Consider the following 17,058-nt stretch of genomic DNA (forward strand, 5'->3'; position numbering starts at 1 on the left):
GCACGTCCTGGTATGCAGGGCGGGTCTTTCTTCCGGGAGGAGCGATGCGCCGTGCCATGAAGGGAATGCTGTTGGCGCTGGCCGCCATGGGCTGCGACGGGGACCTGCAAGCCCCCGACATCACCGGTGTCCGGGCCACGCGGCTGGAGGATGGCCGGGTGTCGCTCGCGGTCTACGTCGTGTGCGGAGTGCTCCAGGGGCAGCCACCGGCGGACGAAGATTGTGGCTGGCCGGAGGAGCAGCCTCTCTGCGTCGATGCGGGCTGGTACCCGGTGGAGGACGCCTCCTTCCGCACGCCCCTGTTGTCACAGCGGACGTGCGAGCCGGCCGGCACCCGCATCTACAGGTCGATGACCGTCGTCTCGCCGGGCGTCGTCCCTGCCGGTCGCGACCTGCGCATCCTGGTCCAGGTGGATCCGCGCACCACCCGCTTCATCATGGTCAGCCCTTGAGCCTTCCCATGTCCCCGCGAATCCCCTGGATGCTGATGTGCTGTGGCCTGCTGGCCGCGTGCGGCCCCGGCCCGGACCTGGTGGGCGTCCGGACCGCCACCGCTGTCCGCGACGCGGACGGGCACGTCACGGTGACGGCCGTCCTCACGTGCGTGCCGCGGGACGGCTCCCCAGGAGGGGACTGCGACGCGGACGGCGAGCAGCACTGCGTGATGGCCACCTGGGCTGACGGGTACAGCCCGTCGCATACGCAGGTCGTCACGTCGGGCGTGCAGTGCGTGACCCCGCCGCGGGTCGAGGGTGCCACGGTGGTCATCCGTTCGGCGGACCCCGTGCCGCGCGAGCCGTCCCTCGTCATCCAGCTCGGGGCCACGCCGAGGGTGGTCATCGACAGCCCGTGACGGGCCCGCTTCAGGCGGGGATGAGCTTCTCCGCTTGGAGCTGGCGCATCAGCGCGACCATGGCCTCCGTGCTGTCCAGGTGCATCTCCTGGAAGCCGAAGCGGCGGGCCTTGTTCACGTCGAAGAAGGCATCGTTCTCCACGCCGAAGATGAAGTCGCCGAAGGCCCAGTGGGCCAGCTTCTTCAGGCCGTGCGGCGGGAGGCCGTGGCGCTGCGTGAGCGCCTCCCAGACGGGGGACTTGTCCTTCATCGCCTCGGTGAGGGGAAGCGCAGCGGGGCGCGTAGCGTCTTGCACAGCGACGCGTACACGCCGATGAGGTTGCCCAGGTTCATGGGGTTGCCCACGGCGAGGCCCGTCATCATTTCGGGCCTGAGGGCGGTCCAGGTCCCCCCCCAGAGCGTGGGGTGTTGAGCCCAAGCACCCACCGTGACCTGGAAGCCCACGCCCCTGCGGCCTGCCGCCTGGCTCCATGAGCCGCTCCCCGTGGGCCGCCGCACTCGCCCCCTGACCTGCAATGGGGTCTGCGCTGCATCCACCTCCTGGCACTTCACGGAGACGGGAGGCTACCCCTCTTCTTCCTCGCGGAACGAGTCGACGCGCGGTCCGCCGAGCCCGCTGGCCACGGTCAGGATTCCGCCGCCCTCGTCCGCTGCGTCCGCCGCCTCTCCGCGCAGGAGCGCTTCCACTCCCGTGCGCCGGGTGGGGAGCCCGCGCTCGCCGAGCACCGCGGCGGCGTTGACGTTGAGCCCCCAGAAGGACTCGTTCCCCAGGAGGGTCTGGAGCACCTCGCGCTGGGAGCTGGAGAGTTCACCCTTGGCGCCTTGCGCGAACGCGACGGCGAGCGCCGCGCGCGCGACTCCGAAGACGGAGCCAGGATCCGCCTCGGACAGGGCCTGGAGGAGCGAGCCCAGGTGCCGGACCCGCTCCCTGGCGGGAAGCAGCGTGAGCACCACGGCCGGCTCCGTGTGTCCCGCTTTCATCTGCGCCACCAGCTCCGCCACCGCCCTGTCACGCTCCGGGAGGTGGAGTCGCAGCCAGCTCATGGCGGCCTCGCCCCGGACGAACGCGTCCTGCGAGCCCAGCGCGCGTTCGAGCGCCGCACGGAGGGCGTCGGTGGCCGGGTGGAGCGACAGCCGCCGGGCCGCGGCCTGGTGGAGTTCCGAACTCGCCGGGCCTTCAAGCCGCGTGCACAGCGCGCTGGCGGCACGCGCGTCGTCCGTGAGGCCGAGCAGGGACGTCGCCGCCAGGCTCACCGTCGGGTTCGCATGTCCCGCCAGCCGCACCCAGGCCTCCACGGTGTCGACCAGCGCCAGCAGGAAGTGGCCATGGGCGGGCTCGAAACCCGCCTTCTCCAGGGCCTCGGCGGCCTGGGCCGGCGTGTTTCCCTTTCGCTGGCGGAAGGCCTTCTTCAGCGCGTTCGTGGCATTGAGGTTGTGGTCGCGGGTGCCGACCTCCACGAGGAACGAGAGCAGCCGCCCGAGCGCCGTCTCGTTCTCGAGGTTCGCGGCGATGGCGCACAGGAACGGGAGCACCGGCCCCGCCAGCGCGGAGACGGTGCCCTGGTGGTACAGGTCATCCCCCAGCGCGTCGACGCCGTGCTGGACCGCCGCCGGGTGGTCGAGGGCGATGAGGCGCAGCAGGAGGAAGATCCGCTTCGGGTCGATGCGGAAGTAGGAGCTGAAGTCTTCCCACTTCACGTCCCGGGCCTTCTCCAGGAAGGGAGGGACGGGGCTTGCTTGCACCTGGTGGATGAGCGTCAGCAACGTCCCGACGTCCGCCGTCGCGGCGAGCGCGAAGCCGCTGATGTCGACCTCCCGCCCCTCCGCTCCCGCCGGGTGCAGGGTCCACCGGCCGGAGAGTTGCTTGCCGTCGGCGCCGCCCTCGGCCACCACGGTGCCCTGCGCGTCGAAGACGCGTCCACGCCCCTCGACCGGCAGCAGCTCCGTGCGCAGCCGGCCCTCGTCATCGAAGCAACGGACGCTGACGAGTGCGTCCTGTGCATCCGAGCGCTCCTCTCGCCAGATGCGCTCCGGGAGATTCCCCCATCGCACGATGGACCCGCCCGAGGGGAGCGACTCGTCCTCGCGGAAGTCCTCCGGCGGGTCATAGCGCCGGCGACGGACCCGGCGGCCCCCTTCGTCGAACCAGGCCTCCTCCTTCTTCTCGCCGCCCTCCTCCAGGGTCCGGTAGTCGCATTGCCAGCGCGGGCGACTCCCCTGGTACTCCACCGCCTGGAGGCGGCCCCGCGGCGCTCCGTCCGCGTCTACTCCGGTGAGCGTCCACAGCTTCCAGGTCCCCACCGGCCCCTGCTCCCGGTCCAGCCTTCCGGCAACCCATTGCTTCCGGGCAGGGACCCAGACCGCCTCGGTGGGGAGCTGCTTCGGACGCTCGGGCCGCGTGTTCGGGTCGAGCGGGTGGAAGGGCTCACCGGGTGGGAGCGCGAGGAGCCGCTTCGCCAGCTCCAGCTGCCCTTCGAGCGCGGCGTGCAGCGCGGCGCCGGGCTCATGCCCGAAGCCCAGCGACAGCAGCGCCTCGACGGCCGCGGTGTCCCCTTCCGCGGCGGCGTGGAGCAGCGGGTTGCCGTCCGGCTGGACGTCGGGGAACCGGCTGCCCACGGTCGTCCGCCTCCCGGAGTGGTAGCGCACCACCCCGAGCTCGCCCTGCAGCGTCCAGTACCGGTGCAGTCCTTTGAACGCGCCCTGGGAGTTGAAGAGGCCCGTCTTCCACGCGTCCGCGGTGTCGGTGAGGTAGGCGCCCTCCGGGATGTGGGCGGGCCTCGTGGGAGCCGGCTCACCGGCCTGGGTCAGGGGCTGGCCCGTGTCGCCGAGGAACTGGATGAAGTTCTGCCAGCCCTCCTCGTACCGCATGTGGAGCCGCCGGATGACGGAGGGCAGGTTGAGCTTGAGCTCGTCGGTGGGCTTGTCGGTGCGATGGAGCATGAGCTCCACGGACCGCCCCTGATCGATCTGCTCTTCCACGGAGAGGGAGCCGTCGGGGTGGTAGCGCACCGAGCGCCCGTGCTCGACGTCCTGCTGGTAATCGGTCTCTTCCTGGAGCGAGCCCTCCGTCCGCCAGAAGCGCCAGCGGCCGTGCCGCTTTCCGTCGACGCGGGGGCCTTCAGCCCACTGGTTCCTTTCGGCGAGGTACTCGGCCTCAGGGGGAACGGCCTCTGGACGGGCGGGGACGGACATGATGTCACCGGGTTACAACTGTCTGGCCTTGGGTTCCACTGTCTCATTTTCCAGGGGCTTGAATTACGCGTCACGTCTTCGGGACGCGGACCGAGCTGGAATCGCTCGCTTCGAAGTGCGTGGCGTTACGGCCGAACGCGGACAACGGAGTACGACCGCGTCAAGTCCAAGAGCTTCATCGACACCGCCGTGTACCGCGGGGGAGACCTGGCCAGCGTGTGGCTGCAGTCCGGGCTCACCGCGCTGGGAATGGGGCTGTTCGGGCTCGCGTTGCTGGGCGCGCCGCGCGCCAGGGCCGATTTCGAAGCGAGCCGTTCTGAAGCGCAGCACCGAGGGGAGACACATGACGAGGCTGGGTCGTAGGCAGGTCGTGCAGGGCGCGCTGCTCACCGCGGCGCTGGTGGCCACAGGCTGCGCCGCGGGCAAGAAGTCGGGAGGCACGGACGCGGGCGGGGCGCAGGCCGCCGCTGCCGCACCGAGCGCACCGAAGGCGGAGGCCGCGCCCCTGCGCATCCTCATCCTCGGGGGCACCGCCTTCCTCGGCCCCGAGCTGGTGGAGGCGGCCCAGGCGCGCGGCCATCAGCTCACGCTCTTCAACCGCGGCAAGACGCGCCCCGGCCTCTTCGCGAGCGAGAAGGACATCGAGCAGTTGCAGGGAGACCGCGACCCGCAGAAGGCGCCCGGCCTCGCCGCGCTCGAGGGCAAGCAGTGGGACGCGGTCATCGACACCTCCGGCTACGTGCCGCGCATCGTCGGGGCGAGCGCGAAGCTGCTCGCGCCCCACGTGAAGCACTACGTCTTCATCTCCACCCTCTCGGTGTACGCGAACAGGGACAAGCCGGGCGTGGACGAGAGCGCCCCGCTCGCCACCCTGCCGGACGAGACGAGCGAGGACGTGTCCGCGCACTACGGCGCCCTCAAGGCCCTGAGCGAGAAGGCGGCGGAGGCCGCGATGCCGGGGCGGGTGACCGTCATCCGCCCGGGGCTCATCGTCGGGCCCGGCGACCCCACCGGGCGCTTCACCTACTGGCCCCTGCGCATGAAGCGCGGCGGCGAGGTGCTCGCGCCCGGCTCCGGTGAGGATCCCGCCCAGGTCATCGACGTGCGCGACCTGGCGAAGTGGACCCTCGACATGGTCGAGCAGCGGGCGATGGGCACCTTCAATGCCGTGGGCCCCGCGCAGCCGCTCGCCATGCGCGCGATGCTCGAGCAGGTGAAGCAGGGCGTGCCCAGCGACACGCGCCTCACCTGGGTGCCGGCCGCCTTCCTCGAGAAGCAGAACGTGTCGCCCTGGCAGGACATGCCGGTGTGGATCCCCGTGGAGCCCGAGATGCTCGGGGCGAACAAGGTCAGCAGCCAGCGGGCCATCGCGCGGGGGCTCACCTTCCGCCCCATCGCGGACACGGCGCGCGACACCGTGGCCTGGTTCGAGGGGCTGCCGCCCGAGCTGCAGCAGAAGTTCAGCAGCCGCGCGGGCCTCAAGCCCGAGCGCGAGGCCGAGGTGCTCGAGGCCTGGCACACAGCGCAGCAGAAGGCGAAGCGCTGAGGGCACGGGCCGCGCGGTGGGGGCGCAGTCCCTCGCCGCCCGGTCCGTCTCCAGCTCAGCCCCCTCACCGGGTTCGGAGTCCGGGACCGGTCGCTACCGCGTCGTGAAGCGGAAGGTCGAGTCGCGCTCGAAGGACAGACTCGTCCCGGGCTCTACCCACAACTCGAAGTCGCGGTGGCGCAGGAAGTGGCCAGTCATGTTGAAGGACTGGAGCTGGCCCAGTCGAAGCCGGCGGAGGTCCCTCGCGGACAGAAGGTCGCGTCCGCACGGAACAGCGCGGTGCCGTCGTTGGCGTTCAGCCACACCCGGTACTCGGCGTGGCGCAGGTAAGTGACCGGGGGGGAGTTCCCGGACTCGGCGGAGATAGCAGCTCGCACCCGTCGGAGGTCAATGATGCCCTTCCGGATGAGTGCAAGGCGGTCGACGCAGCCCAGACGAAGCTTCAAGAGATTGGATTCAAGGATTGGACGGCATGAACACCGAGACTGGCACGGGCCGGCCTCTCCAAGCTCTCGGACCTGGCGCCACGCGAGCCAATACAACGAAACGATACGAGCACAAGCAGCCGGGTGACCTGCTGCACATCGATACCAAGAAGCTCGGACTCATTGAGCGCCCGAGCCACCGCGTGACCGGCAATCGCCGCGACTCGGTCGGTGGTGCAGGCTCCTTCTAGAGCGCCGATCAGGTTTCTGCCCGAGGAAAGTCGAGTACTTGCGCGAGCGTTCGACGCGGGCTGTTGCCGTGTGATCAGGTCGCCACCTCACGGAGGTGGCTCATGGACCGCTGGAAGCCGACTGTGGAGCAGAGCGCCCGGGAGCAGCGCCTGCTGAAGCTCGCAGGGAAGAGCAGGAAGCTCTTCGTCTTCCTGCGCGAGCACCGGCACGAGTTGTTCGACGAGGCCTTTCAGGACGAGCTCGAAGCGATGTACCGACAGACGGGCCAGGGGCAAGCGCCGCAGCCGCCCGCGATGATGTGCATGGCGCTGCTGGTGCAGGCCTACACGCAGGCCTCGGACGCCGAAGCCGTGTGTCTGTCGGGCACCGACAGCCGGTGGCGAATGGTATTGGACCGGCTCGGTGCGGACGAGGACGAGCCCGCCTTCTCCCAGGGCGGGCTGCAGCAATTCCGGGAGCGACTCATCGCGACCGAGATGGACCGCCGGCTGCTGGAGCGCACCGTCGAGGTGGCGAAGCGGACAAAGGGGTTCGACTTCAAGAAGACGCCGAAGACGCTGCGAGTGGGGGTCGACAGCCGCCCTTTAGAAGGGGCCGGGCGGGTTGAGGACACCCTCAACCTGCTCGGCCATGCAGGCCGTAAGGTGGCCGAGGGCATGGCGCTCGCGCTCGGTACCGACGTTGAGGAGGTGTGTCAGCAGGCCGAGGCACCGTTGCTGATGGCCAGCAGCATCAAGGCCGGCCTCGACATCGACTGGAACGCGCCCGACGCGAAGCTCGACGCACTCAATCGCCTGTGCCGGCAGCTCGACTGCCTCATGGCCTGGGTGGCGAAGCAGTCGAAGTCGTGCGTCGCGGCTCCGCTGACTCGCTACATCGAAGCGCTCGCGCAGGTGAAGGCGCAGGACCTCGAGCCGCGCCCCGAGGGCGGCGTTCAGATTCGACAGGGCGTGGCGGCCGACAGGCGCATCTCCATCGAGGACGCCGACATGCGCCACGGGCGCAAGAGCAAGAGCAAGCGATTCAATGGCTACAAGCAGCACGTCGGTACCGACCTCGACACCGACCTCGTGGTCGCCTGCGCCGTGACGCCAGCCAACCGCCCCGAAGAGGAGGCGACCCTTGCACTGCAGGAAGACATGGCCCACCAGGACCTCTTCCCCGACGTCCTCCTCATCGACAGGGCGTACCTCCACAGCTCCATCACCGAAGACGTGCTGGCAAGCGGCGGCGGCGACGTCGTCTGCCGGCCGTGGCGAGGAGCCAGCGCGAAGCCCGGACTGTTCGGCAAGCGCGACTTCAAAGTGAACATCCGCGCCGGCACCCTCACGTGCCCTGCTGGCGAGGTGGAGCCCTTCGAGCCCGGTGCCGTCGTGCAGTTCGACCCGGAAGCCTGCGGGCCGTGCAAGCTGCGCTCGCGTTGTACTCAGGCCGCGTCCGGCAGGGGGCGCAGCGTCGCGATGGGCGACGATGAGCGGCTCCAGAAGCGTCTGCGCTCACGTCTGCAGTCGCGCGCGGGCCGCGCAGGACTCCGCGAGCGTGTCGGCGTCGAGCATTGCCTGGCACATCTCGCCAACCGCCAGGGCCCGAAGGCCCGATATCGAGGCACGCGCCGCAACCTCTTTGACCTCAGGCGACTCGCGGTCGTCCAAAACCTCGAGGTCGCCGCGCGCTATCAGCGCGCGGCGTGACCTAACCTGTTCGGCGCTCTAGCGGGGGCGGAGCCGGGGCTGGAGGAGGAGAGCCCGGCCCAGGCTGCGATGGAGCGCGCACGCCGCGACGGGGCTCTCGCTGGACTGCTGCGTAGGACGTTCGCGCTGGACGTCTTCTGCAATCTGATCCTGAGGCATGGGAAGATTTCTCACATCTCTTCAATGGCGCATCTCGATGAGGAAAATCTCCTCACCATGATGGGATAAGGACCGAGGAGAAGGCTTCGTCCCCATATCTGTCACGGTATGGGCGATGCGTCATCAGTCCGGCGGGAAGGGGGTGAACGCCATGCTGAGCGCTGTGAGGAAGTTGCTGGCCTCGACACTCACCCGAAAGATGATGGCGGCCATCGTCTTCGCGCTGGCTGAGCATCTTCGGGAACGGGTGAGGCACGGCCGTGAGCGTGTCCCGGGGCGTCCAGAGGTGCGGGATGCGCTCGAGGACTCCTGGGCCTCGGGCCTGAGGGAGGCCGGCTGGGTGCCGTTCCCCGCGGTGAACGTGGCCGCCGCGGCCGTCGCCCAGTTCGAAGCCCTCCGTCCGGGGCTCGTCATCCTGAGTGGAGGCAACGACGCTCCGGGAACGGGCCCGGACGCGGTCCCCGAGCGCGACGAGACGGAGTCCGTGCTTCTGTCGCTCGCCGCCCGGACGCGGACGCCGGTGCTGAGCGTGTGCCCCAAGGGGCTGCACGGTCGCTCCATCGGTCTAGCACACAGCCTGGGTGGCCCCGTCCACAGCCCGCCTCGCCCCCTCTGCACCAGCCCTTCAACAGAGCCCCTATTCATTAATGCTTCTATAGGCTGTTGCCCCGTGACCTACGGGCCTTTCTCAGGGTAAGCTTCAGGTCTGATAGCATCCGAAACCCAGAGCCCTTTACGACCGCCACCTCGCACAGTCGCCCTGCCTTGGCTTCCCCATGAGCGCAGTTCCTCCACATGTCGAATGCGCGAGGAGGCTCGCCCTGCTTGAGGGCGACGACTTCGAAGTGGCCATCACCGGCCTCCTCGCGAATAACCATCAGGACTTCCAGTCGATCCCAGCCGCACCGCAGGGTGATGGAGGGCTGGATGGTCTCGCCGAAAACTTCACTGTCGGATACTGCTGCTATGGCATCGAGAACATCGACACCCTTGCGCCCAAGGCCGTCGCGAAAAAGACTCTCGACAAGTTCAAAGCAGACCTAATGCGCATATTGGAGTTCAACCCAAAGAAGCCCAAAAAGCTAATACCACATCCAAACACCACGCTGTCGAAGGTTTTTCCAGCAAAGACGAAGCTCAAGCACATCTATCTCGTCGTCAACTCATTCAAGAGCAACACTGTCATCGGGCCCCTCAACACTTGGTTTGCAGCAATCAAGCCGAATAGCCCATGCACATACATGGAACCGGCTTGCACAATCACCATTGAGGGACCGCACGAGATCACAAATAGGCTGACGGTCACCCCAAGCTACCAGGCACGCCTAGAGAGCAGCTTACTGTCGAAGATGCTCAATCAGCCTACGGCCCCCACGACGGCCCCATCTGACTTGTCTGGGTTCGACGACAAAATGAACGTGCTCGCATCAGTATCGAACCCAGTGCGCGTACAAGCCCTTCGGAATAACTTTCATCAGCAATGGCTTTCTCAGCTCGGAATGCTTGAAGAACTCAACAACAACCATCCTCAAGCTCACAAGCGGATCTTCGCAACGATCGAGGCTATTCGCGAAGAAGTGATTGTGAAATTTCTCAGTGCGACACCACAAAATCTCGCGGATCGACTTATGGTCTTCGAAACTGATCTAGCTGACCGCCTGCATACAGAAATTCCGCTCCCTAAGCAGGATGCGCAGCGCTTCGCGCGGCGAGTAACGGCTCAACTCGTAGGTGAGTGCGACATTGACTGGCGATGACTCTAGAAATGGAGAACACAACTGCGGAATTGGTCGAACTGCTCAGTGGCACGAATCTCAAACCACGCTTTAGCGCACAACGTCCAATCATACCCGCCCAGTACGATGCACTCTATGCCTTATGTATGACTGCCTGCGCGATTGTGGCGCTTGCGAAACCCTCGGAGGGCGACGACAGCGACGAACTCAGACTCAACAACTCTCTGCTAAAATTCGCCCAGTTCATTGCGCCTCGACCTCGACTGCTGCGGGACTACCTCCTGTGGCGAGAGCATCGAATGGAGGGCGCTCAATTGGACCTGCAGAGTTGGCCTCTCCTGCCACGCGGGTTCTTGACTGATCAGACCCCGACTGCGGTCGTTGGCTTCCTTTCCGCCATAGGCGAACTGGAGCGCGACGAGAAAAACGTGGTATTCCATCCGAAGCGCCACAAGCGACTTCACTCGCTGATTCAGACTGTCGATAGTCATAGCCTATTCGTCTCCGAAAGGTCTGCGCTCAAGCAGCTTTCCGAGAATCGCCCCACCTTGGCCATGCTGGGGGTCCAGTGATCAATCTAGTACGTGCAGGAGTTTCGGGCGATTCTGAATATGGGCCCTTCCAGGGGACGCTCAGCTTCGAAGCTGGCCTCCAAGTAATCACTGGCAAGAATGGCTACGGGAAATCCCTTTCGGTGAGTGCCGTTGCTTGGTGCCTCGGATTGGAACCGATGTTCGGGCTGCAGAGAAATGACCCAAGCATTTTCCCTGAAGGTGCTCGCTCGCAGTTCCTCTTGGAAAGCGGGAAGCCGTCGAAAGTTATCCACTCCCATGCGTTCGTCGAGATGTCCTTCGGCAACGAGCGAGCCATTGTTCGGCGAGCCATCACTGGCGGAGTTCCGGGAAGGGTGGAGGTTGAGTTCCCCGCCTCAGGGGTCCGACGAACTCTAATTGCAGGCTCAATGGCGGATTCCGCAGGTGGATTTCAAGCGGCTCTGTTCAAGTGGGCTGGCCTTCCAGTCGCGGACGTGATGACCCCGACAGGGGCCACTGCTTCACTTTATATTGAGAACCTCGCCCCCCTCTTCTTCCTAGAGCAGCGCGAGGGGTGGTCGGAACTCCAAAATTTGCAGATCGTCCGTTATCGCCAACTTGAAGTTGGTGAAGCTGCCATTGAATACATCCTCGGACTGAACCATCGGCTCACTCAACGACGGGTTCGCCAGAGCGCCGAACTGGGACAGCGCCGGGTTAAGGATGAGCTGGCCGCTTGGTCAGACAGGGTAAAGCAACTCGCGGCGGAGTATGGCTGGGATGCAGATATTCCAACACGTGGTGATGTTCTTGAGTGGGCCCGCAGGTACCGAGAATTCAAACTGAACGACTACTTTGCGCAGAGCTTCGGCTGGACATTCAAGGCAGAGCACGAACGCCTGACCAGCCTAGCTGGCCAGCTACAGAAACGACTCAACTCCACCACAGAGCTAAAGGCAAGCGATGCTGCGGCGGCTGAAGCATCCAGCAAGGTTATCAACCTGAAGCATGCAATACATGAGAAGCAGCAACAAATAGAGACCTTGCGAACTCAACGCTCCGCGCAGACAGAGGTGCTTGAGGCAACCAAGGCCAGGATTCAGTCTGCCGAGGATTTGACTCGACTCAAGCGCGAAAACATTGGAGTCCTTGATACGGCGGAGTGCCCGACCTGCCACAGCCTGATCTCCCCAGAGAAGTTCGATTTGCATGAGCAGGCTGCCTCGACTGTCGGTGCATACATCGCAGCATCAAGGCGAGACGCGGACGCTTTGCGCAGTGCCCTCAACGACGCTGCCGTGACACTCCAGAAACTCACCAATGAAATCAGGGAGATGGAACAGACCTATGCGTCTTCAATACGTTTTTTGAAGTTAATGAACGACGCGGGGACACCAGCTGCCGAAGGCGTCGCTGAGCTTGCTGCGCGCATCCTTAACACCGAACGAGAACTGGACCGAGCTAGGTCGCTTGCCAATAGGCTGTCTGATTTGCAGGCTGAACTTGAGCAATGGTGCGCTCGGGTACTGTCGACGGACCCGGCCAAGAACGAGAGGAGCGAGATCGAACGCGAGAACCGAGTCGTTTCAGAGTTCACCTCAACATTCAAATCTCTTCTCTTGGATTTGGGCCACAGCGAAGCGGTGCACGTCATAGACGACGTCCACCTTGATGACCGCTATGTGCCGATGGCAGGCCAGCGCCGATTGCGCTCACTTGGCTCTGCCAGCGATCAACCCCGATTAATTCTTGCATATTGTTGGGCACTGCTTGAAGTCGCATTAAAAAGTGGCGGTAATCACCCAGGATTCCTTCTGGCTGATGAGCCGCTGCAGCAAAATCCTGATCACGAGCACCGTGAGTCCTGGTGTGATTTTCTTGCCGCTCAGGCGCAGCGCCAGACTGGCCAAGTCATCATCCTCACCAGCCTGAAGCCGGATGAGATCAAGAAGCTCAGGGGCAAGGGCGTTGCCATAACTGAGCTGAGGGAACAGCACCTCCTCAAGCTCGTCGATAGGGAGTAAAGCGGGAACATGACGGTGCCTACGCAGCAGAATGCCCCCTCTGCGCATAGATATGGCTAACAGCCTCTAACAAATGTCAGGGAAGAGGCGACGCAGGAGCATGACGCAACAGCCGAGGACGAGGAATCCGAAGTGGACATCGTCCCTGCGTTCGTCGCGGGCGCGAAGACGGCGCAGCTGGTTCTTCCAGGTCAGCGTGCGCTCCACGACCCAGCGGTAGCGGCCCAGACGCTCCTTGGACTCCACACCTGGACGGGCGATGCGCGGAGCGACGCCGCGCAGACGCAGGCCGAGTCGGTTCTTCCTGGAGGCGTAGGCTTTATCTCCGTGGACCTTCGCGGGGCGGAAGCGTCGCTGCCCTGAAGGCATCCTCACCGCGGGCACGGAGTCGACGAGCGGGAAGAGTTCGTGCGTGTCGTGCACATTGGCCGCCGTCACCGACTCGGTGAGCGGCAGGCCGTGGGCCTCTACGAGATGATGATGCTTGCTACCCGCCTTCGCTCCATCCGTCGGGCTTGGACCCGTGGGGGCCCCCTTTTTGACGCCCGCACGGACGAGGAGTCGATGGAGGCCCGGGAGAGGTCCACCTTGCCGCGCAGTCCCAGTCCATCGAGGAGCCGCGCTTGGAGTTGTTCCCACACGTCGGCGCGGGTCCACTCTTTCAACCTGCGCCAGGCCGTCATGCCCGACAGGCCGAACTGCTTGCGAGGCAGCATCTCCCACGGGATGCCGCTCCGGAGGGCGAAAACGATGGCCTCCAGTGCTGCCCGGTCGTCCGCTCGGGGCAGGCCCAGCTTCTTCTTGGGTCGGGGTGGAGGCAGCAGCGGCGCCACGCGCTGCCAGAAAGCGTAGGGGACGAGTTCGCGGACCATGCCCCTCAAGCTGAGGATGCCCCTTGCCAACGGCCAGCTCAGCCCTGACTTTCGTTAGGTGCTGTTATATGTAAATCATAGCTGCTTTATCTGAGGGCCGCCAATTTATTTATAGTCAATGCCATGACTGCCCGCAAATGTCTTCAGGCGGGGCAAGCAGTTAGCTTCGGCAATATTCTCCGGGATCATCTGCAATTCAGTGGTGAAAGCAGCGTAGTACTTCGCCAGCGTCAAGTTCCACCCAAGGTGGTTCCCCCATGTTGGATCGTAATCTTGGCTATTGATACGAATCCACACATGGGCACGTGGAATCTTGGCATCTTGGATGGTCGTCCCATCACTGCGCTTCTTGGGTGGGTATGCCAAGCCTGAAATCACCAAAATTTTATCGGAGGTCACCTCATGGGCCAAGATCCGGGCGACGTTGATGCTGTTGTCCTGACATAGAAAACCGTTGAGATTTATCTCTTTCCTGCAGAGCGAGATCCAGTTGTCTGGGAGAGGATGTACATCGACTGGTTCAAAGCCAGGAATATCCTTAACTGAGTGCGTGCGCTTCGGGGGCATCGAAGTCTCGACCAGTCCTTGCTTTCGTCAGACGGACTTCATGAGCGCGTTGTCGAAGTCACCGGAATCATGCCAATCCGTCCCCTTCATGTTCACGGTACAACCGGCATCGAGCAGGCGCTGAGCAAGTTCTTGGCGGTGCTTTGGGTTATCGGTGAGTCGGACAGCATGGCGACCCGCGATATCGCTGAACCCACGAAGTTGCCCGAGTTCGACAAAGATCGTGCGCTGTGGATTTCGCCCCATTGCCATCCCAGCCTCAAAAAGGACGTTCGGTCGAGCTTGGGGGGTGAGTGGTTCCTCCTTTTCTCCAGTGCCTAGGAGCTGGGGGCGGAGTCGAGCTTCATCATCTCCGGTGAATAGGGCAACCACTGCCGTTGCGTGCTTAAAGGCGGCGTCGAGAATGTCTCCGATGTACGGTGATGCATGGCCGGTTAGTGAGCGCGCCTCGGACCATTCGATGGGTTCAAGGTGAAGTGAGCGAAGGAACGCGAACATTGCCTTCCTTGCCGCCTCGTTCCTTCCGTGGATAACGAAGACCTTTCGAGGATCTGGTTGGATGCCTTGTGATTTGGACATAAATGCTGGAGTCATTGTTATTGGAGAAGTCCCTTCGGGCCCGCGCTGCCCCTCTATCGGAAACGGGGATAACTCAGGGGAGGGGGGCTCGAAGTCGAACAGATTAAATGTAGGCTTTTCGTTTTTATTCGAGTTATGCAGGCTCTGCCCTTGCGTCAGGAGACCAGCAGACGTGAGAGCTTCATGAAGGAGTTTATATTGGGCCTCAGCTCGTTCAGCTCCATGATATTCCTCTACTGCAATTCTAAAAAGGTTCAGTATGATTTCTTGCGCTGAGGAAGGCGTCAGTTCCTGGACGAGATCAATAAGCATGAGCACTGTATCTTTCTTATTGCCTTGTGCTCGTGACAGCGCTTCCTCTGGGACGTCTGCTTTGAGCGCGACTTGCTTGATTTCACTGCGCGTAAGCGCCGCGTCGAGAAAGTCGGCTAGAAGCGCCTTTGTCCTGCCGCTGAATGTCTTGCCACTGAACGGACCCATATTGCGGCGGATAATAGCTTGTCGGCCTCTGATGACCCAGAGGATCTGGTGGCTGTAGGCGGTGCCCCGAGCCGAAGGGGGCGCTGCGTCGATGCCTACGGCCTATCGTACCCGTTTCGTTATCAAGGATGTCTGGGCACATCGCACTCCTGCCACTTAATGAGAGCCAACAGGCTCCGGGCAAAGGCACAAGGGCAGGTGGCTGTGGCTTGACGTGTGCCTTCATGGATCTATGTGTGCTTTTTCACGACCAAAAAGCTGACCCGAGTGACGAGGAGGACTTCCCCCTCGCCACCCGGGCACATGTCACATGGTGCGCGACGTACGAGCCGAGGCCCTGCTGCGGCGCAATTCGGGCCCTACGGGACGGATGAGCGCGAGTACGCCCTGAAGGTGTGGCCCAGGTGCCCAATGATTCGCTGTGTGTGATGGACCGCAACTTCCTCAACGCCGGCATCCTTGTGCCGCAGACCAGGGAGGGCAAGAACCGGCACTGGTTGCTGCGTGCGAAGAAGAATACGGCTTGGTGCACGGTGAAGCACTTGGGAAAGTGAGAGGAATTGTTGGAAATGCAGGTGAGCTATCGCACCCGCCAGAAGGACGACTCCTTGCCCATGCGCTTCGAGGCGCGCGCCATCCGCTACCAGCGCAAAGGCTTTCAGCCTCAGTAGTTCCTGACCTCGTTGCTGGATGCCGAAGCCTATCCCGCCAGCGAAGTGGTGGCCCTCTCCCACGAGCGGTGGGAGCTGGAACTCGGCTATGAAGAGGTGAAGGCGGAGATGATGGAGAGACAAAAGGCCATCCGCAGCCAGAAGCCCGGTGGGGTCGCGCAGGAACTCTGGGGCGTGGGATTGGCCTACAATCTGGTGCGGCTGGAGATGGAGCGCATCGCCGAAGAGGCCGACGTGCCTCCCACCCGAATCAGCTTCGTCATGGCCCTACGTCTCATCCGCGACGAGTGGATGTGGCTGGCCGGCGCCAGCCCTGGCGCCATTCCCAAGCATCTGCGCCGCCTGCGAGAAGAAGTAAAACGCTTCATCCTTCCGCCTCGGCGAAGCCACCGATGCTATCCGCGTGCGGTGAAAATCAAGATGAGCAGCTACCCACGAAAGCGTCCTCGGCCGGTCCGTCGAGCACGCTCCCGCAGGCCGCTACGTCGACTCCGCTCCTAAAGTGAACGGCATTGCCTCTACACCGGCATGCGCAAGGGCGATTTGTTCGGCTTGCGCAAGCGCGACGTGGACCTCGCCATGGGCACGCTCACCATCGCCCGCTCCTACGACAAGGAGACCACTAAGGGCGGCCATGCGGACATCATCCCCATCGCCAAGCCGCTGGTGCCCTACCTGCGCGCAGCGATGGCGGCCTCGCCCGGTGAGCTGCTCTTCCCCGATGCCCAAGGGCGAATGCGCTCGCCCGAAGCCGACCCACAGAAGGTGCTGCGTCACGCGCTGGTTCGCGCGGGACTGGTCGAGGACTACGAGCATGTCTGCCGACGGTGCAAGGCGCAGGGCAAGCCCCATACCGAGCGTCACCCCGATACCGCCTCCCGTACCTGCCCGGCCTGCGGGATGAAGCTGTGGCCCCGGGCCCTTCCTCGGCCGATGCGCTTCCACGACCTGCGGCACACCACGACCACGTTGCTCCTGCGCGCGGGCGTCCCCCTCCAGCACGTCCAGCGCATCCTCCGGCACCGGGACGTGAAGCTGACAGCGGACACCTACGGTCACCTCGAGGTGGAGGCCCTTCGCACCACAGTGGACACCTTGCCGGATGCCCCGATCATCGACGCGGAGTTCACCGTCCACCGGCCCGAGGTTGGCCCCGCGCCCCACGGCTTCGCACCGCTTCGCACAAATTGCGCTACCCGGCCGCTACCACCAAGCAAAGCCCGGAAAAGACGAAGGGCGCGGACCCGAGGATTTCTCCAAGGTTCCGCGCCCTTTGAATGATGGTCGGGGAGACAGGATTTGAACCTGCGACCCCTTGGTCCCGAACCAAGTGCTCTACCAGGCTGAGCCACTCCCCGATATCCGGTGCTGCGCCAGGAACTGCTCTCGGGCCCGGCGAAGCGGAGGCGGATCTATCCGACCCGCTTTCTTGAGTCAACGCCCTCTTTCGCGCACCCCTTCCCTCCTGTCTCTTATAC

At 64.2% G+C, this 17,058-nt stretch carries 17 protein-coding genes, 1 tRNA gene and 2 pseudogenes; 12 read left to right on the forward strand and 8 right to left on the reverse strand.

Going from position 1 to position 17,058, the window contains the following annotated elements; translation table 11 throughout:
• Positions 1 to 56 precede the first annotated feature (56 nt).
• The gene (locus tag D7X12_RS13945; protein WP_147443648.1) at positions 57 to 452 is read left to right on the forward strand and encodes a hypothetical protein; all 396 of its coding nucleotides are present in this window, start codon (positions 57 to 59) and stop codon (positions 450 to 452) included.
• An 8-nt stretch (positions 453 to 460) separates the two neighbouring features.
• The gene (locus tag D7X12_RS13950; protein ID WP_120625770.1) at positions 461 to 853 is read left to right on the forward strand and encodes a hypothetical protein; all 393 of its coding nucleotides are present in this window, start codon (positions 461 to 463) and stop codon (positions 851 to 853) included.
• A gap of 10 nt (positions 854 to 863) precedes the next feature.
• Here D7X12_RS13950 and D7X12_RS13955 read toward each other — a convergent pair whose 3' ends face one another.
• Positions 864 to 1,103: a hypothetical protein gene (locus D7X12_RS13955; RefSeq protein WP_120625771.1), complete on the reverse strand. Its 240-nt coding sequence runs from the start codon at positions 1,101 to 1,103 to the stop codon at positions 864 to 866.
• 314 nt (positions 1,104 to 1,417) lie between these two features.
• A complete protein-coding gene (locus D7X12_RS13960; protein WP_120625772.1) occupies positions 1,418 to 4,045 on the reverse strand; it encodes a HEAT repeat domain-containing protein in 2,628 nt (875 codons plus the stop codon).
• A 343-nt stretch (positions 4,046 to 4,388) separates the two neighbouring features.
• On the opposite strand from D7X12_RS13960, the gene D7X12_RS13965 reads away from it, so the two are divergent.
• Positions 4,389 to 5,591, forward strand: coding sequence for an NAD-dependent epimerase/dehydratase family protein (locus D7X12_RS13965; RefSeq protein ID WP_120625773.1), 1,203 nt, complete (start codon positions 4,389 to 4,391; stop codon positions 5,589 to 5,591).
• A 93-nt stretch (positions 5,592 to 5,684) separates the two neighbouring features.
• Here D7X12_RS13965 and D7X12_RS44270 read toward each other — a convergent pair whose 3' ends face one another.
• Positions 5,685 to 5,843 (reverse strand): AbfB domain-containing protein, encoded by a 159-nt coding sequence (locus D7X12_RS44270; RefSeq protein ID WP_369333654.1) that lies wholly within the window; start codon positions 5,841 to 5,843, stop codon positions 5,685 to 5,687.
• Positions 5,786 to 5,968 carry an AbfB domain-containing protein gene (locus D7X12_RS45360; protein WP_369333653.1) on the reverse strand — a complete coding sequence of 61 codons (183 nt, stop codon included), beginning with the start codon at positions 5,966 to 5,968 and terminating at the stop codon, positions 5,786 to 5,788. Before D7X12_RS45360 ends, D7X12_RS44270 begins: the two co-directional genes overlap by 58 nt.
• A 108-nt stretch (positions 5,969 to 6,076) precedes the next feature.
• Between D7X12_RS45360 and D7X12_RS13980 the strand changes: the two are divergent.
• The 6 genes and pseudogenes from D7X12_RS13980 to D7X12_RS14000 form a co-directional block, all read left to right on the forward strand.
• Positions 6,077 to 6,258, forward strand: a pseudogene (locus tag D7X12_RS13980) (IS481 family transposase); the annotation flags it as partial.
• 111 nt (positions 6,259 to 6,369) lie between these two features.
• Entirely contained in the window at positions 6,370 to 7,959 is a 1,590-nt protein-coding gene (locus D7X12_RS13985) for an IS1182 family transposase (protein WP_120625775.1), read from the forward strand.
• Positions 7,960 to 8,260: 301 nt separating this feature from the next.
• A complete protein-coding gene (locus D7X12_RS13990; RefSeq protein ID WP_147443649.1) occupies positions 8,261 to 8,815 on the forward strand; it encodes a type 1 glutamine amidotransferase family protein in 555 nt (184 codons plus the stop codon).
• A gap of 79 nt (positions 8,816 to 8,894) precedes the next feature.
• Positions 8,895 to 9,875: a hypothetical protein gene (locus tag D7X12_RS42370; protein WP_147443650.1), complete on the forward strand. Its 981-nt coding sequence runs from the start codon at positions 8,895 to 8,897 to the stop codon at positions 9,873 to 9,875.
• An 8-nt stretch (positions 9,876 to 9,883) separates the two neighbouring features.
• Positions 9,884 to 10,426, forward strand: coding sequence for a hypothetical protein (locus D7X12_RS42375; RefSeq protein WP_147443651.1), 543 nt, complete (start codon positions 9,884 to 9,886; stop codon positions 10,424 to 10,426).
• A 158-nt stretch (positions 10,427 to 10,584) separates the two neighbouring features.
• Positions 10,585 to 12,411, forward strand: coding sequence for a hypothetical protein (locus D7X12_RS14000; RefSeq protein WP_341868220.1), 1,827 nt, complete (start codon positions 10,585 to 10,587; stop codon positions 12,409 to 12,411).
• 66 nt (positions 12,412 to 12,477) lie between these two features.
• Here D7X12_RS14000 and D7X12_RS14005 read toward each other — a convergent pair.
• The 3 genes from D7X12_RS14005 to D7X12_RS43705 form a co-directional block, all read right to left on the reverse strand.
• Positions 12,478 to 13,283 (reverse strand): IS5 family transposase gene (locus D7X12_RS14005; RefSeq protein ID WP_439329367.1). Its coding sequence is split into 2 segments (ribosomal slippage): positions 12,478 to 12,938 and positions 12,938 to 13,283, totalling 807 coding nucleotides; the frame shifts between segments, so codons are not numbered across the junction.
• 105 nt (positions 13,284 to 13,388) lie between these two features.
• Positions 13,389 to 13,850 (reverse strand): hypothetical protein, encoded by a 462-nt coding sequence (locus D7X12_RS42380; protein WP_147443652.1) that lies wholly within the window; start codon positions 13,848 to 13,850, stop codon positions 13,389 to 13,391.
• 27 nt (positions 13,851 to 13,877) lie between these two features.
• Entirely contained in the window at positions 13,878 to 14,909 is a 1,032-nt protein-coding gene (locus tag D7X12_RS43705) for a TIR domain-containing protein (RefSeq protein ID WP_208719012.1), read from the reverse strand.
• A 428-nt stretch (positions 14,910 to 15,337) separates the two neighbouring features.
• Between D7X12_RS43705 and D7X12_RS45025 the strand changes: the two genes are divergently transcribed.
• From D7X12_RS45025 to D7X12_RS14015, 3 genes and pseudogenes are all read left to right on the forward strand, one after another.
• Entirely contained in the window at positions 15,338 to 15,463 is a 126-nt protein-coding gene (locus tag D7X12_RS45025; protein WP_279637178.1) for a hypothetical protein, read from the forward strand.
• A 129-nt stretch (positions 15,464 to 15,592) separates the two neighbouring features.
• Complete coding sequence (locus D7X12_RS42385; protein ID WP_147443653.1) at positions 15,593 to 16,081, forward strand: hypothetical protein; 489 nt, start codon at positions 15,593 to 15,595, stop codon at positions 16,079 to 16,081.
• Between the two features lie 24 nt (positions 16,082 to 16,105).
• Positions 16,106 to 16,861 (forward strand): annotated as a pseudogene (locus D7X12_RS14015) (tyrosine-type recombinase/integrase); the annotation flags it as partial.
• Here the strand turns inward: D7X12_RS14015 and D7X12_RS14020 are convergent.
• A tRNA-Pro gene (locus D7X12_RS14020) sits at positions 16,862 to 16,938 on the reverse strand.
• Between the last annotated feature and the right edge of the window lie 120 nt (positions 16,939 to 17,058).

The sequence above is a fragment of the Corallococcus sicarius genome (assembly GCF_003611735.1).
GTDB classification, from domain to species: Bacteria; Myxococcota; Myxococcia; order Myxococcales; family Myxococcaceae; genus Corallococcus; species Corallococcus sicarius.

What these genes read in the sequence shown, in the direction of transcription:
- D7X12_RS42380 (WP_147443652.1), bottom strand. Translation starts at nt 13,850, where the DNA reads ATGCCCCCGAAGCGCACGCACTCAGTTAAGGATATTCCTGGCTTTGAA.
- D7X12_RS13955 (WP_120625771.1), bottom strand. Translation starts at nt 1,103, where the DNA reads ATGAAGGACAAGTCCCCCGTCTGGGAGGCGCTCACGCAGCGCCACGGC.
- D7X12_RS13950 (WP_120625770.1), top strand. Translation starts at nt 461, where the DNA reads ATGTCCCCGCGAATCCCCTGGATGCTGATGTGCTGTGGCCTGCTGGCC.
- D7X12_RS45025 (WP_279637178.1), top strand. Translation starts at nt 15,338, where the DNA reads ATGGACCGCAACTTCCTCAACGCCGGCATCCTTGTGCCGCAGACCAGG.
- D7X12_RS13945 (WP_147443648.1), top strand. Translation starts at nt 57, where the DNA reads ATGAAGGGAATGCTGTTGGCGCTGGCCGCCATGGGCTGCGACGGGGAC.
- D7X12_RS13965 (WP_120625773.1), top strand. Translation starts at nt 4,389, where the DNA reads ATGACGAGGCTGGGTCGTAGGCAGGTCGTGCAGGGCGCGCTGCTCACC.
- D7X12_RS14000 (WP_341868220.1), top strand. Translation starts at nt 10,585, where the DNA reads ATGTTCGGGCTGCAGAGAAATGACCCAAGCATTTTCCCTGAAGGTGCT.
- D7X12_RS43705 (WP_208719012.1), bottom strand. Translation starts at nt 14,909, where the DNA reads ATGGGTCCGTTCAGTGGCAAGACATTCAGCGGCAGGACAAAGGCGCTT.
- D7X12_RS42370 (WP_147443650.1), top strand. Translation starts at nt 8,895, where the DNA reads ATGAGCGCAGTTCCTCCACATGTCGAATGCGCGAGGAGGCTCGCCCTG.
- D7X12_RS13985 (WP_120625775.1), top strand. Translation starts at nt 6,370, where the DNA reads ATGGACCGCTGGAAGCCGACTGTGGAGCAGAGCGCCCGGGAGCAGCGC.
- D7X12_RS13960 (WP_120625772.1), bottom strand. Translation starts at nt 4,045, where the DNA reads ATGTCCGTCCCCGCCCGTCCAGAGGCCGTTCCCCCTGAGGCCGAGTAC.
- D7X12_RS42375 (WP_147443651.1), top strand. Translation starts at nt 9,884, where the DNA reads ATGGAGAACACAACTGCGGAATTGGTCGAACTGCTCAGTGGCACGAAT.